At 58.7% G+C, this 23,624-nt stretch carries 23 protein-coding genes and 1 riboswitch; of the genes, 13 read left to right on the top strand and 10 right to left on the bottom strand.

Annotation, left to right across the window (positions count from 1 at the left end; all coding sequences use genetic code 11):
• A partial coding sequence (rpsU, locus tag QMM04_RS05495) for a 30S ribosomal protein S21 (RefSeq protein WP_079830087.1) occupies positions 1-187 on the bottom strand: 187 nt, incomplete at its 3' end.
• A gap of 281 nt (positions 188-468) precedes the next feature.
• On the opposite strand from rpsU, the gene tsaD reads away from it, so the two are divergent.
• Complete coding sequence (tsaD, locus tag QMM04_RS05490; RefSeq protein WP_031280133.1) at positions 469-1,482, top strand: tRNA (adenosine(37)-N6)-threonylcarbamoyltransferase complex transferase subunit TsaD; 1,014 nt, start codon at positions 469-471, stop codon at positions 1,480-1,482.
• Positions 1,483-1,512: 30 nt separating this feature from the next.
• Here tsaD and plsY read toward each other — a convergent pair whose 3' ends face one another.
• Complete coding sequence (plsY, locus tag QMM04_RS05485; protein ID WP_021509626.1) at positions 1,513-2,112, bottom strand: glycerol-3-phosphate 1-O-acyltransferase PlsY; 600 nt, start codon at positions 2,110-2,112, stop codon at positions 1,513-1,515.
• 107 nt (positions 2,113-2,219) lie between these two features.
• Between plsY and folB the strand changes: the two genes are divergently transcribed.
• Positions 2,220-2,579, top strand: coding sequence for a bifunctional dihydroneopterin aldolase/7,8-dihydroneopterin epimerase (gene folB, locus QMM04_RS05480; protein WP_021509625.1), 360 nt, complete (start codon positions 2,220-2,222; stop codon positions 2,577-2,579).
• Positions 2,580-2,770: 191 nt separating this feature from the next.
• Complete coding sequence (gene bacA, locus QMM04_RS05475) at positions 2,771-3,589, top strand: undecaprenyl-diphosphate phosphatase (protein WP_282995792.1); 819 nt, start codon at positions 2,771-2,773, stop codon at positions 3,587-3,589.
• Positions 3,590-3,607: 18 nt separating this feature from the next.
• Here bacA and QMM04_RS05470 read toward each other — a convergent pair whose 3' ends face one another.
• Both QMM04_RS05470 and QMM04_RS05465 read right to left on the bottom strand, forming a co-directional pair.
• Positions 3,608-4,840: a multifunctional CCA addition/repair protein gene (locus QMM04_RS05470; protein WP_021509623.1), complete on the bottom strand. Its 1,233-nt coding sequence runs from the start codon at positions 4,838-4,840 to the stop codon at positions 3,608-3,610.
• A 141-nt stretch (positions 4,841-4,981) separates the two neighbouring features.
• A complete protein-coding gene (locus tag QMM04_RS05465) occupies positions 4,982-5,605 on the bottom strand; it encodes a TIGR04211 family SH3 domain-containing protein (protein ID WP_010618709.1) in 624 nt (207 codons plus the stop codon).
• A gap of 205 nt (positions 5,606-5,810) precedes the next feature.
• On the opposite strand from QMM04_RS05465, the gene QMM04_RS05460 reads away from it, so the two are divergent.
• The 3 genes from QMM04_RS05460 (at position 5,811) to hldE (ending at position 11,505) form a co-directional block, all read left to right on the top strand.
• Positions 5,811-7,121 (top strand): inorganic triphosphatase, encoded by a 1,311-nt coding sequence (locus QMM04_RS05460; RefSeq protein ID WP_088517850.1) that lies wholly within the window; start codon positions 5,811-5,813, stop codon positions 7,119-7,121.
• Between the two features lie 33 nt (positions 7,122-7,154).
• Positions 7,155-10,013: a bifunctional [glutamate--ammonia ligase]-adenylyl-L-tyrosine phosphorylase/[glutamate--ammonia-ligase] adenylyltransferase gene (glnE, locus tag QMM04_RS05455; protein ID WP_058780507.1), complete on the top strand. Its 2,859-nt coding sequence runs from the start codon at positions 7,155-7,157 to the stop codon at positions 10,011-10,013.
• 67 nt (positions 10,014-10,080) lie between these two features.
• Positions 10,081-11,505, top strand: coding sequence for a bifunctional D-glycero-beta-D-manno-heptose-7-phosphate kinase/D-glycero-beta-D-manno-heptose 1-phosphate adenylyltransferase HldE (hldE, locus tag QMM04_RS05450; RefSeq protein ID WP_021509620.1), 1,425 nt, complete (start codon positions 10,081-10,083; stop codon positions 11,503-11,505).
• Positions 11,506-11,564: 59 nt separating this feature from the next.
• Here the strand turns inward: hldE and QMM04_RS05445 are convergent, their stop codons facing one another.
• Positions 11,565-11,870 carry an accessory factor UbiK family protein gene (locus QMM04_RS05445; protein ID WP_010618705.1) on the bottom strand — a complete coding sequence of 102 codons (306 nt, stop codon included), beginning with the start codon at positions 11,868-11,870 and terminating at the stop codon, positions 11,565-11,567.
• A 171-nt stretch (positions 11,871-12,041) separates the two neighbouring features.
• Positions 12,042-12,191, top strand: a riboswitch (FMN riboswitch).
• A 110-nt stretch (positions 12,192-12,301) separates the two neighbouring features.
• Between QMM04_RS05445 and ribB the strand changes: the two genes are divergently transcribed.
• Positions 12,302-12,958: a 3,4-dihydroxy-2-butanone-4-phosphate synthase gene (gene ribB / locus QMM04_RS05440; RefSeq protein WP_010618704.1), complete on the top strand. Its 657-nt coding sequence runs from the start codon at positions 12,302-12,304 to the stop codon at positions 12,956-12,958.
• 53 nt (positions 12,959-13,011) lie between these two features.
• On the opposite strand, the gene QMM04_RS05435 is transcribed toward ribB, so the two are convergent.
• Together QMM04_RS05435 and zupT are read right to left on the bottom strand one after the other, a co-directional pair.
• On the bottom strand, positions 13,012-13,395 hold the full coding sequence (locus tag QMM04_RS05435; RefSeq protein WP_021509619.1) for a cell wall hydrolase: 384 nt from the start codon (positions 13,393-13,395) through the stop codon (positions 13,012-13,014).
• 144 nt (positions 13,396-13,539) lie between these two features.
• Positions 13,540-14,307: a zinc transporter ZupT gene (gene zupT, locus QMM04_RS05430; RefSeq protein WP_021509618.1), complete on the bottom strand. Its 768-nt coding sequence runs from the start codon at positions 14,305-14,307 to the stop codon at positions 13,540-13,542.
• 201 nt (positions 14,308-14,508) lie between these two features.
• Between zupT and ygiD the strand changes: the two genes are divergently transcribed.
• Complete coding sequence (gene ygiD / locus QMM04_RS05425) at positions 14,509-15,288, top strand: 4,5-DOPA dioxygenase extradiol (protein ID WP_104188257.1); 780 nt, start codon at positions 14,509-14,511, stop codon at positions 15,286-15,288.
• 35 nt (positions 15,289-15,323) lie between these two features.
• On the opposite strand, the gene QMM04_RS05420 is transcribed toward ygiD, so the two are convergent.
• From QMM04_RS05420 to tolC, 3 genes are all read right to left on the bottom strand, one after another.
• Positions 15,324-16,487 (bottom strand): glutathionylspermidine synthase family protein, encoded by a 1,164-nt coding sequence (locus QMM04_RS05420; RefSeq protein ID WP_211725063.1) that lies wholly within the window; start codon positions 16,485-16,487, stop codon positions 15,324-15,326.
• 8 nt (positions 16,488-16,495) lie between these two features.
• A complete protein-coding gene (locus tag QMM04_RS05415) occupies positions 16,496-17,170 on the bottom strand; it encodes a DUF1190 family protein (RefSeq protein ID WP_021509614.1) in 675 nt (224 codons plus the stop codon).
• Positions 17,171-17,311: 141 nt separating this feature from the next.
• A complete protein-coding gene (gene tolC, locus QMM04_RS05410) occupies positions 17,312-18,784 on the bottom strand; it encodes an outer membrane channel protein TolC (RefSeq protein ID WP_021509613.1) in 1,473 nt (490 codons plus the stop codon).
• A 213-nt stretch (positions 18,785-18,997) separates the two neighbouring features.
• On the opposite strand from tolC, the gene nudF reads away from it, so the two are divergent.
• Genes nudF through parE form a run of 5 tightly spaced genes read left to right on the top strand, consistent with a single transcriptional unit; the run spans position 18,998 to position 23,440 of the window.
• A complete protein-coding gene (nudF, locus tag QMM04_RS05405) occupies positions 18,998-19,633 on the top strand; it encodes an ADP-ribose diphosphatase (protein WP_282995794.1) in 636 nt (211 codons plus the stop codon).
• Positions 19,630-20,055 carry a DUF1249 family protein gene (locus QMM04_RS05400; protein ID WP_058968800.1) on the top strand — a complete coding sequence of 142 codons (426 nt, stop codon included), beginning with the start codon at positions 19,630-19,632 and terminating at the stop codon, positions 20,053-20,055. The genes nudF and QMM04_RS05400 overlap by 4 nt, the downstream gene beginning before the upstream one ends.
• 30 nt (positions 20,056-20,085) lie before the next feature.
• Positions 20,086-20,913 (top strand): 3',5'-cyclic-AMP phosphodiesterase, encoded by an 828-nt coding sequence (gene cpdA, locus QMM04_RS05395; RefSeq protein ID WP_282995790.1) that lies wholly within the window; start codon positions 20,086-20,088, stop codon positions 20,911-20,913.
• A gap of 3 nt (positions 20,914-20,916) precedes the next feature.
• Entirely contained in the window at positions 20,917-21,498 is a 582-nt protein-coding gene (gene yqiA, locus QMM04_RS05390; protein ID WP_058771368.1) for an esterase YqiA, read from the top strand.
• 46 nt (positions 21,499-21,544) lie between these two features.
• The gene (gene parE / locus QMM04_RS05385) at positions 21,545-23,440 is read left to right on the top strand and encodes a DNA topoisomerase IV subunit B (RefSeq protein ID WP_021509608.1); all 1,896 of its coding nucleotides are present in this window, start codon (positions 21,545-21,547) and stop codon (positions 23,438-23,440) included.
• Positions 23,441-23,624: the final 184 nt, after the last annotated feature.

Genomic DNA, 23,624 nt, shown 5'->3' with positions numbered 1-23,624 from the left:
CGCGAGCCAGTTTCTTGGCGTGACGCTTAACAGCAGACGCTTTAGCGCGCTTACGTTCAGTCGTTGGTTTTTCATAGAACTCACGACGACGAACTTCAGCCAGAACGCCTGCTTTCTCGCAGGAACGCTTGAAGCGACGCAGTGCTACGTCGAATGGCTCGTTTTCACGTACTTTAATTACCGGCATGTAACTCTCACCTCGATAAAATTCGGTTTTTGCTGCTGACTGCGGCGCCAGCACTTTTCAAAATGGTGCAGCATTTTACTCCAGGCGCGGCTGGCTTGTAAAGCACCATGGACAATTTAGAACCAACAGGAGCGTTTGCCTGTGCGGCTGCCGGTTTTTTCAGGCCGTGGAGTATAGCGCACTCTTTGCGCGACAGAAAAACACTTTTTCGCGTGCGGAAGGGGGCAGGCGTCAGCCGGCCTGTGCTACACTGCGCGCCGCAAGAAGAGGGTGATAAAGCTATGCGAGTTCTGGGTATTGAAACGTCCTGCGATGAAACCGGCATCGCGATTTATGACGATGCGTCCGGTCTGCTGGCGAATCAATTATATAGCCAGGTAAAATTACATGCCGATTACGGCGGCGTGGTGCCGGAACTGGCCTCGCGCGATCACGTGCGGAAAACCGTGCCGCTGATCCAGGCCGCGCTGAAACAGGCGGGCTTACAGGCCGGAGAGATTGACGCCGTGGCGTACACCGCCGGTCCCGGCCTGGTCGGTGCGCTGCTGGTTGGCGCCACCATTGGCCGCGCGCTGGCGTTCGCCTGGAACGTGCCGGCGGTGCCGGTGCATCACATGGAAGGCCATCTGCTGGCGCCGATGCTGGAAGACAACCCACCGGCATTCCCGTTCGTGGCACTGCTGGTCTCCGGCGGCCACACGCAGCTGATCAGCGTCACCGGCATTGGTGAATATACGCTGCTGGGTGAATCGATTGACGATGCCGCCGGGGAAGCGTTCGATAAAACCGCCAAGCTGCTGGGACTGGATTATCCGGGCGGCCCGATGCTGTCGCGCATGGCGCAGCAGGGCACGCCGGATCGCTTTAAGTTCCCGCGTCCGATGACCGATCGTCCGGGGCTGGACTTCAGCTTCTCCGGCCTGAAAACCTTCGCAGCGAATACCATTCGCGAACACGACGGTGACGAACAGGCGCGTGCCGATATCGCCCGCGCCTTTGAAGATGCGGTAGTGGACACGCTGATGATCAAATGCAAGCGTGCGCTGGAGCAGACCGGCTTCAAACGCCTGGTGATTGCCGGCGGCGTGAGCGCCAACCGCACGCTGCGTGAACGCATGGCAACCATGATGAGCGCGCGCGGCGGCGAGGTGTTTTATGCCCGTCCGGAGTTCTGTACCGACAACGGCGCGATGATTGCCTATGCCGGCATGGTGCGGCTGAAAGGCGGCACGCGCGGTGAGCTGGGTGTCAGCGTGCGGCCACGCTGGCCACTGGCGGAATTACCGGCCATCTGATGATAAAAAACCGGCTGCGCGCCGGTTTTTTTATTTCTTCTTTTTACGCTTCCACACGCGGTTTTCCTGACCGCGCCACAGGCGCTGAATATTGTCGTGATGGCGCAGCAAAATCAGGCATGACAGCATCGACACCGGAAAGGTGAACTGCGGCTTAAACCACCAGACGTAAAACGGGGCAATCAACGCGCTGACGATCGCGCCCAGCGATGAGTAGCCGCTGAGCAGCACCGTCAGCAGCCAGGTGCCGGTCATCAGGCCGGTCAGGTCCCAGCCAATCGGCGCGATGGCCCCAAACGCGGTGGCCACACCTTTGCCGCCGCGAAAGCGGAAAAACACCGGATAGATATGGCCGAGGCAGGCGGCGATGGCCGTGAGACCAAGATACATCGGCGTGACGTGCAGCCACCAGGCGATCCACACCGGCACCATTCCCTTCGCCACGTCGAAAATCAGTACCGCGGCAGCGGCGGCTTTACCGCCAATACGTAACACGTTGGTGGCGCCTGGATTGCCAGAGCCTGCGCTGCGGGGATCGGGTAAACCAGCGAGTTTACAAACCAGGATCGCACTGGAAATCGAGCCGCAAAGATACGCGAAAATAATCATACCAAGCGCGATAGCACTCATAGCCTCGTACCGTTCCTTTTGGGTCGTTTTGTTCTCGATAAGCGTGGATAATACGCATAATCCGCCGGAAGTGGTATCCGGCTTAGCCAAAAACAGAGACTGACATCATGGATATCGTATTTATAGAACAACTCACCGTGTTCACCACCATTGGCGTTTACGACTGGGAACAGGGCATGCAGCAGAAGCTGGTGCTCGATGTCGAAATGGCGTGGGACAACCGTCAGGCGGCGGTGAGCGACGATGTGAACCACTGTCTGAGCTACGCCGATGTCACCGAAGCGATCCTCAGTCATCTGCAGGGGCAGCGTTTTGCGCTGGTCGAACGGGTGGCGGAAGAAATCGCCGATCTGTTGATGAATCGTTTCAAAACGCCTGGCGTACGCGTGAAGGTAGGTAAACCGGGGGCTGTCGCCCAGGCGGCGAGCGTGGGCGTGAGAATTGAGCGCGGGACTATTCCTAAATAAATCCTGCGTGATTGCCATCACAATGAAACCAAACCAAATTATGGTGTGTCTCAGTGGAGGCCGCTGCGCTGATGAAGGGGAAGTGACCGAAATCCTTAAGGTTTCCTTCAGCAAGGTGCAGGCATAATTTCAGGCGGTAGCGGTGCGCGACCGCCTTTTTACTGTTTAAAACGGATAGAGGGTAAAATTTGATGGCAGACATTCATCAGCTATGGGTAGCTGCAATCCTGGGGGTTGTGGAAGGCCTTACGGAGTTCCTGCCGGTCTCATCCACAGGCCACATGATTATTGTTGGCCATTTGCTGGGGTTCGAGGGTGAGAAGGCGGAAACCTTTGAAGTGGTGATCCAGCTGGGCTCAATCCTCGCCGTAGTGGTGATGTTCTGGCGCCGGCTGTTTGGCCTGATCGGCATTCACTTCGGCCAGGAGCGCCACGAAGGCGTCGGCAGCGGAAAACTGACGCTGATTCACATTCTGCTGGGTATGGTGCCGGCGGTAGTGATTGGCCTGGTACTGCATGACCAGATTAAAACCCTGTTTAACCCGATCAACGTGATGTACGCGCTGGTGGTGGGCGGCGTGCTGCTGCTGGCGGCGGAATATCTCAAGCCAAAGCAGCCGAAAGCGGTGGGCATTGATGACATCACCTATCGCCAGGCGTTTATGATTGGCTGCTTCCAGTGTCTGGCGCTGTGGCCGGGCTTCTCGCGTTCCGGCGCCACCATCTCCGGCGGTATGCTGATGGGCGTCAGCCGCTATGCGGCGTCCGAGTTTTCCTTCATCCTCGCGGTACCGATGATGATCGGTGCTACCGGACTTGATCTCTACAAGAGCATGGGCTTCCTGACGATGCAGGATTTCCCGATGTTTGCCGTGGGCTTCGTGACCGCCTTCATCGTCGCGCTGCTGGCGATCAAAGTGTTCCTTGAGCTGATCAAACGTATCTCGTTTGTGTCGTTTGCCATCTACCGCTTTATCGTCGCGGCAGCGGTTTACACCATCTTTATGTAATGCGCGAGGCGCGGCCGGTTACGCTGGCCGCGCGTCGATTAACCCTTCCTGCAACGCCAGCACGCGCCGACGCGTCAGCTCTTCCCGCACCGCCGCGCCTGTGAAACCGGCCTCGACCACCGCTTTGGTGGGCACTGCCTGCGCCAGCGCAAACGCGCGCCGCAGATAATCGCCCTGCGGATAAGCCATGCTCTCCAGCGTAGTACGCCCGCGTGCATCGGCTTCGCTGGTCAGTGCCATCTTTTCCACGCGATCGGGCTTGCGCCAGGCGTCGATGCGGTCAAACAGCGCCACCAGCGCGTCAGCCGGCTGGCGTTCAATGGTGTGCACCACATCGTGAAACTCCGTCACCACCAGGGCCAGATCGCGCACCTGGTTCGGCACGCGCAGCCGCTGGCACAGCGCTTCAACAATCGGAACACCGGCCGGGCCGTGGCCATGATGGCTCGGCCATTTCTCTGGCGGCGTCAGCGCTTTACCCACATCGTGGAACAGCGTGGCAAAGCGCACGTCAAGCTGGTCGGAGAGCGCTGCGGCCATGGTCAGCGTCATCAGCGCGTGGACGCCGGTGTCGATCTCCGGATGCCACTTAACGGGGGCCGGAATGCCGTACAGGTTGTCGATTTCCGGGAACAGCACCTGCAATGCATCGCAGTCGCGCAGCAGCTGGAAATAGACCTGAGGATTGCGCGTCAGCAGCGCTTTTTCCGTCTCTTTCCACACCCGCTCTGCAGTGAGATGCGCCAGTTCACCGCTGTGCGCCATCTCGCGCATCAGCGCCTGGGTTTCAGGTGCCACGCGGAAATTGAGGTGGGCGAAACGGGCAGCAAAACGCGCCACGCGCAGCACGCGCAGCGGATCTTCATTAAAAGCTGCCGACACGTGACGCAGGGTGCGCTGCTGCAAATCCTGCTGGCCGTGATAAGGGTCGATCAGCGTGCCGTCAGCGGCCTGCGCGATGGCATTGATGGTCAGATCGCGACGCTGTAAATCCTGCTCCAGCGTCACGTCCGGCGCGAACTGGGTCACGAAGCCGGTATAACCGTTGCCGCTTTTGCGCTCGGTGCGCGCCAGCGCATACTCTTCGCGGCTTTCAGGGTGTAAAAAAACCGGAAAATCCCGGCCTACCTGCTGATAGCCCTGCGCCAGCATGCTGTCGGGCGTTGCGCCCACCACCACCCAATCTCTATCTTTTACCGGCAAACGCAGTAAGGCATCACGCACTGCGCCACCGACCAGAAACGTCTTCACTCAACCACTCCAGAGGCAATCCACTTTTGCGTGCCGCGCACGCTTGTTACGTTATTGTTGCATACTTTGGCGAAAAAGCGGGCATGCCAAAAGGGGCATCTTACGATCCCCTCCAGACAAACCACAAATGGCGTGGCGGCTTTAATTCATCCAGCGATCGTTTTTCTTGCGGCGCGGCACCATGTGCGGCAGCAGCAGACCGAGCAGCAGACCCACACCGAGCACGCCGCCGCCATACATAAACCACTGCATGATGATGGTGCGCTGTTTGTCATCCAGCTGAACGTTAGCGGCGCTGACCTTCTTCTGCGCCACAATCAGCTCGTTGCGCAGCTTCTGATTCTCTTCTTTCAGGCCGTTGATGGTGCCGTCGCTGTTGGCCACCTTGTTCTGCATCTCTGACGTACGCTGATTCCAGCTGTTATCAATGTTCGCCAGTTTGTCGGTCAGCTCTTTGACCTGCTGCTCCAGCTGCGGCACGCGGGTGCGCAGGCTGGGGGAGGCGCTGAGCTGCGACAGCGGAATCCAGTTAGTTTTGCCTTCTGCATCGCGGATTTGCGCGTACTGCGAGTCATTATTGGTTTGCAGCAGCGTGACTTCCTCCCCGGCATTCAGCTTGCCAACCAGGCGATACTGATCGCCAGGGCCGCTGCGTACCCAGGTGGATAATTCGTCGGAGATGTAACGTTTTTCATCGGCCGCGTGGGCCGGTGCGATGGCGCTGAAAGCCAGCAAAGAGAGAGCGGCAAGTGTGATTTTTTTCATTCGATATCGTTTTTTCATGATGGGCGTAAATTTACCGGCACAGTCTGGAGTCGCTTCGCATAAATCTGAATGAGAACTATCCTGGTCTCAATGCGGTGCGAAAAGGGTCGTAAAAGCACAAGAAAGCAGAGACAGCAGGCTTGCGGTGCATTACTCTTCGCCAGATTAAACTCGTAAGTGCCAGCAGCGTATTGAATAAAAAATTATGACCATCGAAATCGAATTAAAGTTCATTGCCACCCCGCAAGCCGCCGAAAAACTGGCGCAGACGCTTGCCGCCTGGCCTCATCAGCATCACGCCGCGCGTGAGCTGACCAACATCTATTACGAAACCGATGACAACCAGCTGCGCCGCTGGGATATGGGCCTGCGGATTCGCGGCGTGGATCAGCGCTATGAAATGACGCTGAAAACCGCCGGCAAAACGCTGGGCGGTCTGCATCAGCGTCCGGAATACAACGTCGACCTCAGCGAGCCGCAGCTGGACATTGCCCGCCTGCCGGCAGAGATCTGGCCGCAGGGGACCGATATTGCCGCGCTTCAGTCGCGTTTGCAGCCGCTGTTCAGCACCCATTTCCAGCGTGAAACCTGGCTGGTGAGCGTTGGCGACAGCGAAATTGAAGTGGCTTTCGATTGCGGCAGCGTTGCCGCAGGGGAGCTGAGCGAGCCGCTGTATGAAGTGGAGCTGGAGCTTAAGCGTGGAGCGCGCAGCGATATGCTGACCTTCGCCAGTGCGCTGATCGCCACAGGCGGCCTGCGCCTCGGCAGCCTGAGCAAAGCGGCACGCGGTTATCAGCTGGCGCAGGGCAACGCGCCGCGACCATTGCGCGCGCTGCCGCTGCAGAAAATTGCCGCCAAAGCCACGGTGGAGCAGGGCATGGTTCATGCCATGAGCGCGGCGCTCGGCCACTGGCAGTACCATGAAGAGGTCTGGCTGCGCGGTAACGAAGACGCCCGGGCACGGGTAATTGAAGCGCTGGAAACGCTGCGTCAGGCGTTTTCCCTGTTTGGCACGCTGGTGCCGCGCAAGGCCAATAGCGAACTGCGTCAGAAGCTGACCCGGCTGGAAGAGCTGCTGGCGGACAGCGAGGCCAGCGCAGAAACCGTCTGCTTCTCACCGACCTCGGTCGAAGCTCAGTTAGCACTTACTCACTGGCTGGTGGAGTCGCAGTGGCAGCCGTGGCTGGACGAGAAGAACAAAAGCAAGCTACAGGGCTCGTTTAAACGCTTCAGCGACATCATGCTGGGGCGCATCGGCGCGGATCTGCGTGAAACCTTCGTCGACGTGCAGCTGTTCAATGAATTTCAGGACAAAGCTACGCGCCTGAACCGCCAGTTGCTGGCGGTGCATCTGCTGGCGGGGGCGTATCCGGCTGAAGAAGTCAGCCAGTGGCTGGCGGGCTGGCAGGAGTTGCAGCACGCCATTCGTGAAAAACAGGAGCGCGGTCTGATTCAGCTGGTTAATCTGGCGATCCGTCAACCGCCGTTCTGGCTGAATAACGGTGCGAAACGCTAAGGCTACGGCACCATCAATCATCAGGGAGGGAAGATGTCGTTACCGTTACCGACGCTGATGCAGGCGCAGCTCGCCAGCGTGGCAGAACGTCTGGGCCTGCCGCTGACGGCCATCACGCCGCAGCAGGCTGGCGCACTGACCTTTAGTGACTTTATCGTAGACAACCTGCAGCAGCATCCGGCGTGGTGGCAACAGCTGCAGCAGCAACCGCCGCAGCCCGAAGAGTGGCAGCACTATGCGGCCTGGCTGGCAGCGGCGCTGCAGCCGGTGGATAACGAAGCCTCCCTGATGCGCGAACTGCGCCTGTTCCGCCGTCATATGCTGGTGCGCATCGCGTGGATGCAGGCGCTGGAGCAGGCCAGCACCGGGCAGAGCCTGACGCAGCTCAGCACGCTGGCGGAAGTGCTGATTACCGCCGCGCGCGACTGGGTGTGGCAGGATTGCTGCCGCGATTTCGGCACGCCGTGCAACGCCGCCGGCGAAGCCCAGCCGATGCTGATTCTGGGCATGGGCAAGCTGGGCGGCGGTGAACTCAACTTCTCTTCCGATATTGACCTGATCTTTGCCTGGCCGGAAAACGGCGTCACCCACGGCGGCCGGCGCGAGCTCGACAACGCGCAGTTCTTTACCCGCATGGGGCAGCGGCTGATTAAGGTGCTGGATCAACCTACCGTCGATGGCTTTGTTTATCGCGTGGATATGCGCCTGCGCCCGTTCGGCGACAGCGGCCCGCTGGTGCTGAGCTTTGCCGCGCTGGAAGATTACTACCAGGAGCAGGGCCGTGACTGGGAGCGCTACGCGATGGTGAAAGCGCGCCTGATGGGCGACGATGGCGGCCACTGGAGCCAGGAGCTGCAGCAGATGTTGCGCCCGTTCGTCTATCGCCGCTACATCGATTTCAGCGTGATCCAGTCGCTGCGTAACATGAAAGGCATGATTGCCCGCGAAGTACGGCGGCGCGGCCTGAAGGACAACATCAAACTCGGCGCTGGCGGCATTCGCGAAACCGAATTCATCGTCCAGGTGTTTCAGCTGATTCGAGGTGGACGTGAGCGCTCACTTCAGCTGCGCTCGCTGCTGCCGACGCTGCAGGCCATCGGTGAGCTGGCGCTGTTAACACCGGAGCAGGTTGATCATCTGCGCGCCGCCTACCTGTTTTTACGCCGGCTGGAGAATCTGCTGCAGAGCATCAACGATGAGCAGACGCAGACGCTGCCGGAAAATCCCCTCGACCGCCAGCGCCTGGCCTGGGCGATGGGCATGGCGGACTGGGCGACGCTGCTGGCACAGCTGGAGCAGCACATGGCCGGCGTGCGCCACATTTTCGACGAGCTGATAGGCGATGATGCGCCGGATGTCGACGATCAGCCGCAGCTGGCGGAGTTCGCCAGCCTGTGGCAGGACGCGCTGGAAGAGAGCGATTTGCTGCCGGTGGTACCGCAGCTGCAGGCGGAACAGCGCCATGCGCTGTATCGGGCGCTGAATGATTTCCGTCAGGATGTCAGTCGCCGCACCATCGGTCCGCGCGGCCGGCTGGCGCTCGATCAATTAATGCCGCGCCTGCTAAGCGAAGTGTGCGCACGTGACGACGCCGATGTGGTGCTGGCACGCCTGACGCCGCTGCTGCTTGGCGTATTAACGCGCAGCACCTATCTCGAGTTGCTGACCGAGTATCACGGCGCGCTGCGCCACCTGATTCGCCTGTGTGGCGCTTCGCCGATGATTGCCAGCCAGCTGGCGCGCTATCCGCTGCTGCTGGATGAACTGCTCGATCCGGCCACGCTGTATCAGCCCACCGCCACCGACGCTTATCGTGACGAACTGCGCCAGTATCTGCTGCGCATTCCCACCGATGATGAAGAGCAGCAGCTGGAAGCGCTGCGCCAGTTCAAGCAGGCACAGCATCTGCGTATCGCCGCCGCCGACATCGCCGGAACCCTGCCGGTGATGAAAGTGAGCGATCACTTAACCTGGCTGGCGGAAGCGATCATTGAATCGGTGGTGCAGCAGGCGTGGCAGATGATGGTGCAGCGCTATGGCCGCCCTTCGCACCTCACCAGCGACAGCGAGCGCGGCTTTGCCGTGGTCGGCTACGGCAAACTGGGCGGCTGGGAACTGGGTTACAGTTCGGATCTCGATCTGGTGTTTCTGCATGACTGTCCGGACGATGCCGAAACCGACGGTGAACGCGTTATCGACGGGCGCCAGTTTTACCTGCGTCTCGCTCAGCGCGTCATGCATCTGTTCAGCACCCGCACCTCGTCCGGCATTTTGTATGAGGTGGACGCGCGCCTGCGCCCTTCTGGCGCGGCCGGCATGCTGGTCAGCACCTTTGCCGCCTTTGACGACTATCAGCGCCATGAAGCCTGGACGTGGGAACATCAGGCGCTGGTGCGCGCGCGCATCGTGTTTGGCGAACCGGCGCTGTGTGAGCGCTTCGATGCGATCCGGCGCGGTATTCTCTGCCTGCCGCGTGAAGGCGCGAAGCTGCAAACTGAAGTGCGGGAGATGCGTGAGAAAATGCGCGCGCACCTCAGTAACAAGCACAAAGGTCGCTGGGAGATTAAAACCGATGAGGGCGGTATCACTGATATTGAATTCATCGCGCAGTATCTGGTCTTAGGTTACGCCGCCAGCCAGCCGGCGCTGACGCGCTGGTCGGATAACGTGCGCATTTTCGAACTGATGGCGCGCCACGGCATCATGGCTGATGAGGAAGCGCAGGCGCTGACGCACGCTTACGTCACGCTGCGCGATGCGCTGCACCATCTGGCGCTGCAGGAACTGCCGGGTCATGTCGATCCGGCATCGTTCGCTGACGAACGCGCCGTGGTGCACGCCAGCTGGCAGCGCTGGCTGGCCGCGAGCGACGCGGATGACACGGAGCAGTGAGCCTGGCGGCTTCTATGCTATTATCCGCGCATTATTTTGACTGAACGTTGAAGTCTGGAGTCTCTGCATGAAAGTAACACTGCCCGCGTTTGGCAAGGCCGCTGTGCTGGTTGTCGGCGATGTGATGTTAGACCGCTATTGGTACGGCCCGACCAGCCGGATCTCACCGGAAGCCCCGGTGCCGGTGGTCAAAGTGGATACCATTGAAGAGCGTCCGGGCGGCGCGGCCAACGTGGCGATGAATATCGCTGCACTCGGTGCGGACTCGCGCCTTATCGGTCTGACCGGTGCAGATGACGCTGCGCGCGTGCTGCGCGAAACGCTGGCGCAGGTGAAGGTTGAGTGCGATTTTGTCGCCCTCGACAGCCATCCGACCATCACCAAACTGCGCGTGCTGTCGCGCAACCAGCAGCTGATTCGCCTCGACTTTGAAGAGGGCTTTGAGCAGGTCGATCCGCAGCCGATTCACGATCGCCTGCGTCAGTCGCTGGCACAGGCGGGCGCGCTGGTGCTGTCTGATTATGCCAAAGGCGCGCTGAGCAGCGTGCAGACCATGATTCAGCTGGCGCGTGCGGCGCAGGTGCCGGTACTGATCGACCCGAAAGGTACCGATTTTGAACGCTATCGCGGCGCGACGCTGCTGACGCCCAACCTGTCCGAGTTCGAAGCGGTGGTCGGCAAGTGCAAAAGCGAAGAGGAGATTGTCAGCCGCGGTATGCAACTGATTGCCGATTACGATCTCTCCGCGCTGCTGGTGACGCGTTCGGAAAACGGAATGACCCTGCTGCAGCCGGGCAAAGCGCCGCTGCATCTGCCCACTCAGGCGCAGGAAGTGTATGACGTGACCGGTGCCGGCGATACGGTGATCGGCGTGCTGGCCGCCGTGCTGGCTGCCGGTGAAAGTCTGGAAGATGCCTGCTTCCTCGCTAATGCTGCGGCTGGCGTGGTGGTCGGCAAGCTCGGGACTTCAACCGTCAGTACCGTGGAGCTGGAGAATGCGATTCACGCGCGGCCGGACAGCGGCTTTGGCGTAATGACCGAAGCCGAGCTGAAAGTGGCGGTGGCGCAGGCGCGCCAGCGCGGTGAGAAAGTAGTGATGACCAACGGCGTGTTCGACATTTTGCATGCCGGCCATGTCTCTTATCTGGCCAACGCGCGCAAACTGGGCGATCGCCTGATCGTGGCGGTCAACAGCGATGCTTCCACCAAACGTCTTAAGGGCGAAACCCGCCCGGTGAACCCGCAGGAAAACCGCATGATCGTGCTGGGTGCGCTGGAGGCCGTAGACTGGGTGGTGCTGTTTGAAGAGGATACGCCACAGCGGCTGATTGCCGAAGTGCTGCCGGATCTGCTGGTGAAAGGCGGTGATTATAAGCCGGAAGATATCGCGGGCAGTAAAGAGGTGTGGGCCAACGGCGGTGACGTGCGCGTGCTTAACTTTGAAGACGGTATCTCCACCACCAACATCATCAAAACAATTCGCAATCAGTAAACACGTATCGCAATCAGTAAACACGTAGCCGGCGGGAGCGAACTCCCGCCGCGTAAACCTTACTGAGGCGTATCGATTTTGCCTGCCGGATCTGGCGTGATCACCGCCGGAGCCGGGGCCGCCGGACTTTCACTCTCCAGCTTCGCCAGACGCTGCTCCAGCGCCGCCAGTTTTTCACGCGTGCGCAGCAAAACCTGTGTCTGTACGTCAAACTCTTCACGATTAACCAGATCCATGCGGGTTAACTGCGCCTGCAATACCTGACGAATTTTCTTTTCCACATCGTCGCCAAAGTCGCGAATACCTTTTGGCATCGCTTCGTGCACCTGGCGCGCCAGTTGTTCAATTTTTTTCGTGTCGATCATGGTTGTTTCCTGGTTACGGTGGCTGATAACAGCGCGTGTTCCGACTCATCAAGCATTAAGTGTAATGCCAGAAACGAAAAGGTTAAACCCGAAATCCGCAACGCATGAAGTGCAAAAGCATTTGCACTTTTGTTGATTGCCCGACCAGGTGATTGGCGCTATAGTAATTTCGCTTATTCTCAGGGCGGGGCGAAATTCCCCACCGGCGGTAAATCAGCTTCGGCTGAAAGCCCGCGAGCGCTTTCGCTGCAAAGTGAAAGGTCAGCAGATCCGGTGTAATTCCGGGGCCGACGGTTAGAGTCCGGATGGGAGAGGGTAACGACATCAGCCGGGCTCACGCCCGCGTCACGTTTTTGCCATGTGTTTTTTTGCGCACTCCTAAGCACGCCCTGGTTCTGGTAACTCATATATTTTTTATAAGGTTTTTTACCATGAATCAGACGCTTCTTTCTGAATTTGGCACGCCGGAACAGCGTGTAGAACGCGCCATTGATGCGCTGCGCAACGGGCGCGGCGTGATGGTGCTGGACGATGAAAATCGCGAAAACGAAGGCGATATGATCTTCGCCGCCGAAACCATGACCGTTGAACAGATGGCGCTGAGCATTCGTCACGGCAGCGGCATTGTCTGCCTGTGCATTAACGAAGCGCGCCGTCAGCAGCTGGATCTGCCGATGATGGTAGAGAACAACACCAGCTCTTACGGCACCGGTTTCACCGTGACTATTGAAGCGGCCAGCGGCGTGACGACCGGCGTATCGGCCTCCGACCGTATTACCACCATCCGGGCGGCGATTGCCGATGACGCTAAACCGTCCGATCTGAATCGTCCCGGCCACGTATTCCCGCTGCGCGCGCGCGACGGCGGCGTACTGGCGCGCGGCGGCCACACCGAAGCGACGCTCGATCTGGTGACGCTGGCGGGCTTCAAACCTGCGGGTGTGCTGTGCGAACTGACCAATGACGACGGCAGCATGGCGCACGCGCCGGAAGTGATTGCGTTTGCGAAGCAGCACGCCATGCCGGTGGTGACCATTGAAGACCTGGTGGCCTGGCGCCGCCAGCATGAAACCCGTCAGGCCAGCTAAGCCGACATGAAATAAATAAGGCCGGATGTGATGCATCCGGCCTTTTTTTATGATTAACGGCTGGCGTAAAAAACGTGATTACCTATCACCACGGTACGCTGGAAGGCGTGGCGCCACGCCGGTCTGGCGCTGTGCGCATGAAAGAAGGTCGCGCCCTTTGTCACATCCGCCAGCTTACCCTCGACAATCCGCTGGGCCAGGCGCTGCGCGCGCTGCCAGCTTTTGTCATGCTGTGGCGGATGGCGATGGGGATGTTTGTGCAGAGACGTCCAGGAGAACTGTTTGGGTGCGTACACCACCGGACAGATCTCTTTGACGTCCCAGTTAGCCCGGTTCATGGTGACAGTGCCGACGGCAATCTGTCCCTTTACCGGTTCGCCGCGCGCTTCATGATAGATATTCATCGCCAGGCATAAAATGGCTCCCTGAATTAACATAACACTCCACTGCTTTCTAAGAGTCGCGTGGAGTGTAATGAGCCCGCCGTCGGGTGTTAACAAGACCCGTCTCGACTACGCCTTAACAATTATAAGTCCTTGATAGTTAAGGACAAAGTGGTGATGAATAAGACGAATCTCGCGTCAGCCTACCCCGCTGGTTTGCAGCAACGTCAGGCTCAGACCCATCACCGTCATGCCGCACAGCACGCCGTAGCTGGGATTGTTATGCGGATCGATTTCGCGCGCCAGCGGCATCAGTTCATCCACGGACAGCGCCACCATAATGCCCGCCACCGCCGCCATAATCGCCGCAATCATCACCGGTGAGACCGCCGGCCCCAGCAGCAGAAAGGCGATGATGCCACCAAGAATCTCCGCCATGCCGGACAGGCAGGCCCAGAACAGCGCTTTGGCTTTCGAGCCGGTGGCGGCGTACATCGGTCCGGCCACCGCCAGCCCTTCCGGAATATTGTGGATCGCGACGGCCAGTGCGATGCCCAGCCCCAGCTCCATATCGCTGCTGGCAGTGACAAAGGTGGCAATGCCTTCGGGAAAGTTATGCAGGCTGATACCGAGCGTCAGCAGGATCGCGGTACGTTTCAGGTTGGTGGGGCGGCGATTGACCGCCATCAGATCCTGCGGATGCTGGTGCGGCAGCAGGCGATCCATGGCGAAATAACCCAGTAAGCCGAGCATGAACATGCCGTAGCCAAGCACCGGCGACATTCCTTCCGCATGCAGCGCGGCGGGCAGCATTTCCATCAGGGAAATCAGCAGCATGATGCCGGCGGCAAAGCCGAGCGCAAAGGCCAGTACGCGGTTCGACGGCTTTTGACCGAGCACGCCAAAAATCGCGCCGACGAAAGTGGCACCGCCAGCCAGGATGGTTAGCAGCAAAGGTACTGACATGATGGGCTCCTTAATGATAATGATTACCAGTTACAATATAGTTAACCCCATAAAATATCGAGTTATTTAGCGTAAAGTTATGTCGGCAAAATCTTGTTCAAATTTGCTGATAAACATCATCACGCTTATCAGCGTTTTTCCCCTGGCGAAAGCGCGTATCGTGACAGTCATTAACGCGATCCCGACGCCAGAGGATGAATAATGACCCGCATGCCCGCTCTGTTTCTCGGCCACGGCAGCCCGATGAACGTATTAGAAGACAACCGTTATACCCGCGTATGGCAGCAGCTGGGCGAAACCCTGCCGCGTCCGCGCGCTATTCTCGCCATCTCGGCGCACTGGTACACGCGCGGTACGGCGGTGACGGCGATGAGCAATCCGCGCACCATCCATGATTTTGGAGGCTTCCCGCAGGCGCTGTTCGACGTGCGCTATCCGGCGCCGGGTTCGCCAGCGCTGGCACAGCGCGTTATCGATCTGCTGGCGCCGGTGGCGGTGCAGGCCGATCAGCAGTGGGGCTTTGATCACGGCTCGTGGGGCGTGCTGGCGAAGATGTATCCACAGGCAGACATTCCGCTGATTCAGCTCAGTATTGATGGCACCCAGCCGGCGGCGTGGCATTTTGCGCTGGGACGTAAACTGGCGGCGCTGCGTGACGAAGGCGTGATGCTGGTGGCCAGTGGCAACGTGGTGCATAACCTGCGCATGATTCGCTGGCAGGGCGCGGAAAGCGCTTATCCGTGGGCGGAGAGCTTCAACCAGTTTGTGCGCGATAATCTGGACTACGAAGGCGAGGCGGTGCAGCATCCGCTGGTGAATTATCAGCAGCATGAAGGCGCGCAGCTGGCTAACCCGACGCCGGAGCACTATCTGCCGCTGCTGTATATTCTCGGCGCGCGTGCTGAAGGTGAGGCGGTGAGCATCCCGGTGGAAGGCATGGAGATGGGTTCGATCAGTATGCTGTCAGTGCAGGTTGGCTGACACCTGTGCCGCCCGCAGACCGGGCGGCACGTGCATTACTCAATAAATGTGTGCGGATAGAAACGCGACAGATCCTGGGTGATCAGCGCACGATCTTCGCGCAGACCGATACCGGCAGGCTGATCGTCAATCAGCCAGCTGCCAATCAGCGTGTAGCTGTCGCCAAATTTCGGCAGCGGCCAGAACTGCTGGACGATCATGCCCTCTTCGCCATAGGGGCCGTCGGCGCGCGCGATTTCCTGACCGTTTTCCACGATGGTGATATTGGCACCTTCGCGGGAAAACAGCGGTTTCACCACATATTTTTCCATCTGCGGCGCGCTGGCATCATCGGCAAACCAGGCGGGCAGCAGGTTAGGATGGTTGGGGAACATCTCCCACAGCAGCGGTAACAGCGCTTTGTTGGAGAGAATGCTTTTCCACGCCGGCTCCAGCCAGCGCACGCCGGCATCGGCCAGCTTGGTCGAAAACATCTCGCGCAGCATGAATTCCCACGGATAGAGCTTGAACAGGTTGCTGATCACCTGATCGTGCTGATCGGTAAACTGACCTTTTTCGCCCAGCCCGATCTCATCAATGTAGAGAAATTCACTTGGCAGACCGGCTTCAGTGGCGCAATCCTGCAGATACTGTACCGTGGCGCGATCCTCTTCCGTATCGCGACAGCAGGCAAAGTGCAGCCAGTTAAAACCGTGCTGCTGGTGCAGCGTGGCGAAGCGCTCAATCAACTGCTCTTGCAGGCTGTTGAATTGATCGCTGCCCTGCGGCAGGTTGCCGGCGTTGAGCTGATCCTCCAGCCAGATCCACTGGAAAAACGCCGCTTCGTACAGCGAGGTTGGCGTATCGGCGTTGTTCTCCAGCAGCTTGATCTCGCCTGTGCCATCCCACGCCAGATCGAGGCGTGAATAGAGCGAGGGCTGACGCTGCTGCCAGGATTCGCGCACAAAATCCCAGGTGTGTTTCGGAATGCAGAAACGGGTGAGCAGCGCTTCGCTGTTCACCACTTTTTCTACCGCCTGCAGGCACATCTGGTGCAGTTCAGCGGTGACCGCTTCCAGCTGTTCAATTTGCGCCAGCGTAAACTGGTAATAAGCGTCTTCGCACCAGTAGGGTTCGCCATACATGGTGTGAAATTGAAAACCGTACTCGGTCGCCTTTTCGCGCCAGTTCGGACGTTCGCTGATAGCAATACGTTGCATGCGCGGGCTTAGCCTCCCAGCGAGCGGCTGCCGGTGCTGGTGGCACTGCTGCGCTGCATGGTGTTCTGTTTGGCTACCGTCTCACCAAAGCCGCCACGGGTGATGGTGGACGTAGTGGCCGGTTTCGGCGCCAGCGCGGTTTTCGGCACGTTTACCGTCCGGCCGGAGGTGGCCGCACCGTAGTTCTTACCGGAAGCATCAACAAACTGGCCGTTAGCCGGGCTATTAGGGGTTTTTGGCGAGAACAGCGGTTGCTGCGCAAAGCCGGCACCGCCGCCCATCAGACGACCCATCATGTAGCCGGCCATCAGAGGCATCCAGAAGCTGCCGCTCTGCTGCGCTTCAGCGTTGTTCGCCGTGGTACCGACGCCCGCCTGTGCCGGGGTTTGCTGACACTGGTTTTCGCCGAATTCCGCGACGCAATCTTCACGCGTGGCGTATTTTGGCGCGGTGCGCTCAGCCTCTTTCAGCGCGTTGTTGTAAGCGGTGGTGCACTGAGCGCTCTGGCCCGGATTGGCTTTCGCACAATCATCGGCGTTCTGGTACATCGAAACCGTTTCATCGCTCTGTTCGCAGCCTGCCAGCATAAACACGGCGGTGACCGCCAGTGCGACCGGCGTTAAATGGCGTGCCTGCCAGCTTTTACGGAAAGCGGCATGACGAATATTTTTTGTCCGTTTCATTATCTTCATCCTGTGCCCAAAGGTGGGGCTTAGGATAGGTGATGAGTGGTGGAAAATGAAGCGAGAAGCCGGATGGCTGGGGGATCTTTACGTTGTTATACGTTTGAATGCGAAAGGGGCCGCAAGCGGCCCCTTGAAGGCTTAATTAGCGAAAGGATTGGCGCTGTTACGTGCCGCGGCCGGACGGGCCTGAGCGGCGGCGGACGCGGAGGTCGCTTTCGGGCCGTTATCCACGCGCGCGGCCTGCTGGCTGTTTTCCGGCGCGACCACTTCTGGTGAGGTCGTCACTTCTTTGCCCAGCGTGCTGTTCAGCTGCTGCAGATCCTGCTCGTTCAGCGTGCCCAGCGCATATTTGATGTTCAGCTGGTTAATCAGGTAGCTGTAACGCGCATTCGACAGCTGCTGTTTAGCGTTAAACAGCGTGGTGGTCGCGTCTAACACATCAACGATGGTACGCGTACCCACCTGATAACCGGCTTCCGAAGCATCTAATGAGCTCTGCGCCGAGATTACCGACTGTTTGTAAGCGTCGATGCTGCTGATCGAAGCGTTCACGTTGTTGAACGAAGAACGGACGGTCTGAATCGCGCTACGGTGCGCGCCTTCAAGCTGCTCGCTGGCGGCGACGAAGTTATACTGCGCCTGTTTCACCTGCGAGGTCACTGAACCGCCGCTGTACAGAGGCAGTGAGAAGCTCAGGCCAACCTGGTTGGAGCCGGTGATCGAGTCGGTGGTACCGGCGCTCTGATTAGCGCGGCTGCCGCCGTATTTGCTGTTTGACAGACCGGTAGAGGCGGTCAGATCCAGCGTCGGCATGTGGCCGGACTCGGCGGAGCGAATCTGCTCACGCGCCAGATCCTGGCTCAGACGAGCAGACAGCAGGTTGAGGTTACGGCTCTCAGCCTGTTTCAGCAAATTGGATACCGCTTCCGGACGCGCCGTTTTGAAACGATCGATATTCAGTGACGCCAGCGACAGATAATCCATGCCGGTGATCTGACGCAGCGATTCCACCGCGTTATCCAGGTCGTTACGCGCGGTTACTTCGTTGGCCAGCACGCTATCGTATTGAGCACGGGCGTTCTGCACATCGGTGATGGCCACCAGACCGACGTTAAAACGCTGGGTGGTCTGATCCAGCTCGCGGTAGATCGACTGTTTCTGCGCTTCAGTGTAAGAAAGCGTATCAATGGCCTTCAGCACGTTGAAATAGGCGGTTGCGGTGTTCAGGATCAGATCCTGCTGCGCTACCTGATAAGTAACGTCCTGAATGCCGGCCGTTTTTTCCTGCAGCGTCAGCGCACGCCATTTCGACATGTCGAAAATCGTCTGCGTTAATTGCAGCGAGGCGCTGGTCGTGTTGGAATGGAGACCGCTGTTGTCGCGATAGCCGCTGTTATAGGTATAATCTGCACCCAGACCCAGCTGCGGCAGCAACGGGCTACGCGCTTCGTTAATTTTCTCAAAAGCAGCGTCGCGATCGGCGGCTGAAGCACGCAGATCCGGGTTGCTGAGGCGCGCCTGCTGGTAGACCTGCAACAGGTTTTCTGCCTGGCTGGCAAGGCTGAAACCGCCCAGGCTCAGTCCAATAAAAAGTGGGAGCAGTTTTTTCATTTGCATTCCTTGTGTTGCAGCAAATGCACAGAGAGTGTGCTGCAGGTAAGCCAAAAAATAATCGCCGATTCTACAGAGGCGGCGTCAGAGATAAGTTGGCTGAACGTGCCTTCTTCCCCTAATTTACGTAAATAATTCAGAAAGAACCACTCGGACGGAGCACAAGGGTTGGCTTTTCTTCGCTCCATCCCAATCTGCATAAGGAGCCAGATGATGGCGGGTGAAAAAAAATCCCCTGTGACTTTCACAAAAAACGATGTAGAAATTATTGCACGCGATACTCGCTACGATGGTTTTTTTTCCATCGTCAGCTACCGCTTCCGCCATCGCCGCTTTAACGGCGAGATGAGCGGTGAAGTGGTGCGCGAAGTTTTTGAGCGCGGACACGCTGCCGTGCTGCTACCCTATGATCCCCTGCGCGACGAAGTAGTGCTGATCGAACAGATCCGCATCCCGGCCTATGATTCCAGCGCCACGCCCTGGCTGCTGGAGATGGTGGCCGGCATTATTGAACCGGGCGAAACGCCGGAAGATGTGGTGCGTCGTGAAGCGGTCGAAGAGGCTGGCCTCAAGGTTGGCCGCGTCAAACCGATAGTGAATTACTTAGCCAGCCCCGGCGGAACCTCTGAGCGTTTGTCGGTGCTGGTGGGCGAAGTGGATGCCAGCCAGGCAGAGGGAAATCACGGGCTGGAGGAAGAGAATGAGGATATTCTTGTGCATGTGGTAAGCCGCGAACAGGCTTATCGCTGGGTGGAAGAGGGGATTATTGATAACGCGGCATCTGTCATCGCCCTGCAATGGCTGGCGTTGCACCATGAGAAACTACGACAAGAGTGGAAGCTAAAATGAAACAGCGCTATACCCCTGACTTTCCCGAAATGATGCGTCTGTGCGAAACCAATTTCGCCCAGCTGCGTCGCCTGCTGCCGCGAAATGACGAGGCAGGCGCGTCGGTGATCTATCAGGTGAACGGCGCCAGTTATCAGCTCACCATCCAGGAGTCGACGCGTTATACCACGCTGGTGGAGGTTCGCCAGGTGGCCCCTGCGGTCAGTTACTGGAGCCTGCCATCGATGTCGGTGCGGCTCTACCATGATGCGATGGTCGCTGAAGTGTGTTCCACTCAGCAGATCTATCGTTTCAAAGCGCGCTATGATTATCCTAATAAAAAACTGCATCAGCGCGATGAAAAACATCAGATCAACCAGTTCCTTGCCGATTGGTTGCGATATTGTCTGGCGCACGGTGCTGTGGCCGTGCCGGTTTGCTGATAACAATGGCGTGGAGATAAAGGAAACGCTTTGGATAGCCTGCTCACTCTTCCTGCGGCAAATGGGGCCGATATCAGGATTTTACAAATCACGGATACCCATCTTTTTGCAGGAAAACATCAATCGCTGCTTGGGGTAAACACCTGGTCGAGTTTTGATGCGGTGCTGGACGCCATCACGGCACAACAGCACGATTACGATCTGATTATCGCCACTGGCGATCTCGCCCAGGATCACACCGTCGAAGCTTATCAGCATTTTGTTGCGGGCATTGCGCGTCTGCCGAAGCCGTGCGTCTGGCTGCCGGGCAATCACGATTTTCAGCCAGCGATGGTGGATACGCTGGCACAGGCCGGCATCGCCGCGGACAAGCATGTGCTGCTCGGCGAGCACTGGCAGCTGGTGCTGCTGGACAGCCAGGTTTTTGGCGTGCCGCACGGCATGCTGAGCGACTATCAGCTGGAGTGGCTGGACCGCACGCTGCGTCAGTTCCCCGATCGCTACACGCTGGTGCTGCTGCACCATCATCCGCTGGCCTGCGGCTGTACCTGGCTTGACCAGCACAGCCTGCGCAATCCGCATCAGCTGGATGCGGTGCTGCAAAACTTCCCGCTGGCGCGCCACCTGGTGTGCGGCCACATTCATCAGGAGCTGGATCTCGACTGGCACGGCCGCCGCGTACTGGCATCGCCTTCGACCTGCGTCCAGTTTAAACCGCACTGCACCAACTTCACCATTGATACCGTGGCGCCCGGCTGGCGCTGGCTGACGCTGCAGGCGGATGGCACGCTGCACACCGAAGTGAATCGTCTGCAGAGCGATCTATTCCGTCCGGATCTGGATTCCGAGGGCTACTAAACCATGGCGGCGCTGATTTATCTGCACGGATTCAACAGCTCACCGCAGTCGGCTAAAGCGACGCAGTTACAGCAGTGGTGTCAGGCGCAGCATCCGCACATTGAGGTGCTGGTGCCGCAGCTGCCGACTTTTCCCGCTGAGGCTGCTGCGCTGCTGGAAGAGTTGGTGATGCAGTATGCCGGGGAACCGCTCGGGCTGGTGGGGTCATCGCTCGGTGGTTATTTTGCCACCTGGCTGTCGCAGTGTTTCATGCTGCCGGCGGTGGTGGTGAATCCGGCGGTGCGGCCGTTTGAACTGCTGGTGGATTATCTGGGTGAAAACCGGAATCCCTACACCGGCCAGCAATATGTGTTAGAGTCTCGCCACATTTACGATCTGAAAGTGATGCAGATTGACCCTCTGGAAGCGCCCGATCTACTCTGGCTGCTGCAACAAACCGGCGATGAAGTGCTCGACTATCGCCAGGCGCTGGATTACTACAGCGCGTGCCGTCAGACGGTAGAAGAGGGCGGCAATCATGCCTATATCGGATTCGAACGCCATTTTGCGCAGATGATTGATTTTCTGGGACTGAATACTCCCTGATGCTGCGGGATGGGCCCATTTTCCTATTGCTAATCAGACTGTTACGATGAGCCAATCTAGCTATAATGCTGACGCCATTGAGGTTTTAACCGGCCTCGAACCGGTACGTCGCCGTCCGGGCATGTACACCGATACCACACGCCCTAACCATCTGGGCCAGGAAGTGATCGATAACAGCGTCGATGAGGCGCTGGCCGGTCACGCCAAACGCGTGGAAGTCATCCTGCACGCCGATCAGTCGCTGGAAGTGATCGATGATGGCCGTGGTATGCCCGTCGATATCCACCCGGAAGAGGGCGTGCCAGCGGTCGAACTGATTCTCTGTCGCCTGCATGCCGGCGGTAAATTCTCCAACAAAAACTATCAGTTCTCCGGCGGCCTGCACGGCGTGGGGATTTCGGTGGTCAACGCCCTGTCGAAGCGTGTGGAAGTCACGGTGCGCCGCAACGGTGAGATTTACCAGATCGCCTTCGAAAACGGCGATAAAGTGCAGGATCTGGCGGTGATTGGTACGGTAGGCAAACGTAACACCGGCACCAGCGTTCACTTCTGGCCAGACGAAAGCTTCTTCGACAGCCCGCGCTTCTCGGTCTCTCGCCTCAAGCATCTGCTGAAAGCCAAAGCGGTGCTGTGCCCGGGCGTCGAAATTGTCTTTAAAGACAAGGTGAACGATACCGAGCAAACCTGGCTGTATCAGGATGGCCTGACGGATTACCTGAGCGAAGCGGTGAACGGACTGCCAACGCTGCCGGAAAAACCGTTTGTCGGCAGCTTTGCCGGTGATGTGGAGGCAGTCGACTGGGCGCTGCTGTGGCTGCCGGAGGGCGGCGAGCTGCTGACTGAAAGCTACGTCAACCTGATCCCAACCATGCAGGGCGGAACGCACGTTAACGGCCTGCGTCAGGGCTTGCTCGATGCGATGCGCGAATTCTGTGAATACCGCAATATTCTGCCGCGCGGCGTGAAGCTGTCGGCGGAGGATATCTGGGATCGCTGCGCCTATGTGCTGTCGGTCAAAATGCAGGATCCGCAGTTTGCCGGACAGACCAAAGAGCGTCTCTCCTCACGCCAGTGCGCGGCGTTTGTCTCGGCGGTAGTGAAAGATGCCTTCAGCCTGTGGCTCAACCAGAACGTGCAGGCCGCCGAAATGCTGGCCGAGCTGGCGATCTCCAGCGCACAGCGTCGTATGCGCGCGGCGAAAAAGGTGGTGCGTAAAAAGCTGACCAGCGGACCGGCGCTGCCGGGCAAGCTGGCCGACTGTACCGCGCAGGATCTGAATAAAACCGAGCTGTTCCTGGTGGAAGGGGATTCTGCGGGCGGCTCCGCCAAACAGGCGCGCGACCGTGAATATCAGGCGATCATGCCGCTGAAAGGTAAGATCCTTAACACCTGGGAAGTGTCGTCGGACGAAGTGCTGGCGTCGCAGGAAGTGCATGATATCTCGGTGGCGATCGGTATCGATCCCGACAGTGAAGATCTCAGCCAGCTGCGCTACGGCAAAATCTGTATTCTCGCCGATGCGGACTCCGACGGCCTGCACATTGCCACGCTGCTGTGCGCGCTGTTTGTAAGGCACTTCCGCTCGCTGGTACAGCAGGGCCACGTCTATGTGGCGATGCCGCCGCTGTATCGCATCGACCTCGGTAAAGAGGTGTATTACGCGCTCGATGAAGACGAAAAAGAGGGCGTGCTGGAGCAGCTGAAGCGGAAAAAAGGCAAGCCGAACGTGCAGCGCTTTAAAGGTCTGGGTGAGATGAACCCGCTGCAGCTGCGCGAAACCACGCTCGATCCCAACACCCGTCGTCTGGTGCAACTGACGGTCGACGAAGAAGACGTCGAGCAGACGTTACGGATGATGGACATGCTGCTGGCGAAGAAACGCTCGGAAGACCGCCGCAACTGGCTACAGGAAAAAGGCGACCTCGCCGACCTCGAAGTGTGATGCAAACGGGACGCTGCGGCGTCCCTTTTTTATGCCTGCAACGCGTGCCATCGCTGCCCGTCCCGATCTGCCCTATCCGCGCATGGCCGTCAATGAAAACCGCGCTGGGCGCGGCACAACCAGGCCGCCTGCTGACCCGGGCCAGCGATAATCCCTGCGTTTTGCTGCATTGTGGTATCCTGCC

The sequence above is a fragment of the Pantoea sp. Pa-EAmG genome (genome assembly GCF_030024295.1).
Classification (GTDB): Bacteria; Pseudomonadota; Gammaproteobacteria; order Enterobacterales; family Enterobacteriaceae; genus Pantoea; species Pantoea dispersa.
Note: the sequence above shows the minus strand (reverse complement) of the source record. Positions and strands in the feature narration are given on the sequence as shown.

Bases quoted from the DNA above. Each gene is read 5' to 3' on its own strand.
- tsaD (WP_031280133.1), top strand. From the start codon at position 469: ATGCGAGTTCTGGGTATTGAAACGTCCTGCGATGAAACCGGCATCGCG.
- plsY (WP_021509626.1), bottom strand. From the start codon at position 2,112: ATGAGTGCTATCGCGCTTGGTATGATTATTTTCGCGTATCTTTGCGGC.
- folB (WP_021509625.1), top strand. From the start codon at position 2,220: ATGGATATCGTATTTATAGAACAACTCACCGTGTTCACCACCATTGGC.
- bacA (WP_282995792.1), top strand. From the start codon at position 2,771: ATGGCAGACATTCATCAGCTATGGGTAGCTGCAATCCTGGGGGTTGTG.
- QMM04_RS05465 (WP_010618709.1), bottom strand. From the start codon at position 5,605: ATGAAAAAAATCACACTTGCCGCTCTCTCTTTGCTGGCTTTCAGCGCC.
- QMM04_RS05460 (WP_088517850.1), top strand. From the start codon at position 5,811: ATGACCATCGAAATCGAATTAAAGTTCATTGCCACCCCGCAAGCCGCC.
- glnE (WP_058780507.1), top strand. From the start codon at position 7,155: ATGTCGTTACCGTTACCGACGCTGATGCAGGCGCAGCTCGCCAGCGTG.
- hldE (WP_021509620.1), top strand. From the start codon at position 10,081: ATGAAAGTAACACTGCCCGCGTTTGGCAAGGCCGCTGTGCTGGTTGTC.
- QMM04_RS05445 (WP_010618705.1), bottom strand. From the start codon at position 11,870: ATGATCGACACGAAAAAAATTGAACAACTGGCGCGCCAGGTGCACGAA.
- ribB (WP_010618704.1), top strand. From the start codon at position 12,302: ATGAATCAGACGCTTCTTTCTGAATTTGGCACGCCGGAACAGCGTGTA.
- QMM04_RS05435 (WP_021509619.1), bottom strand. From the start codon at position 13,395: ATGTTAATTCAGGGAGCCATTTTATGCCTGGCGATGAATATCTATCAT.
- zupT (WP_021509618.1), bottom strand. From the start codon at position 14,307: ATGTCAGTACCTTTGCTGCTAACCATCCTGGCTGGCGGTGCCACTTTC.
- ygiD (WP_104188257.1), top strand. From the start codon at position 14,509: ATGACCCGCATGCCCGCTCTGTTTCTCGGCCACGGCAGCCCGATGAAC.
- QMM04_RS05420 (WP_211725063.1), bottom strand. From the start codon at position 16,487: ATGCAACGTATTGCTATCAGCGAACGTCCGAACTGGCGCGAAAAGGCG.
- QMM04_RS05415 (WP_021509614.1), bottom strand. From the start codon at position 17,170: ATGAAACGGACAAAAAATATTCGTCATGCCGCTTTCCGTAAAAGCTGG.
- tolC (WP_021509613.1), bottom strand. From the start codon at position 18,784: ATGAAAAAACTGCTCCCACTTTTTATTGGACTGAGCCTGGGCGGTTTC.
- nudF (WP_282995794.1), top strand. From the start codon at position 18,998: ATGGCGGGTGAAAAAAAATCCCCTGTGACTTTCACAAAAAACGATGTA.
- QMM04_RS05400 (WP_058968800.1), top strand. From the start codon at position 19,630: ATGAAACAGCGCTATACCCCTGACTTTCCCGAAATGATGCGTCTGTGC.
- yqiA (WP_058771368.1), top strand. From the start codon at position 20,917: ATGGCGGCGCTGATTTATCTGCACGGATTCAACAGCTCACCGCAGTCG.
- parE (WP_021509608.1), top strand. From the start codon at position 21,545: ATGAGCCAATCTAGCTATAATGCTGACGCCATTGAGGTTTTAACCGGC.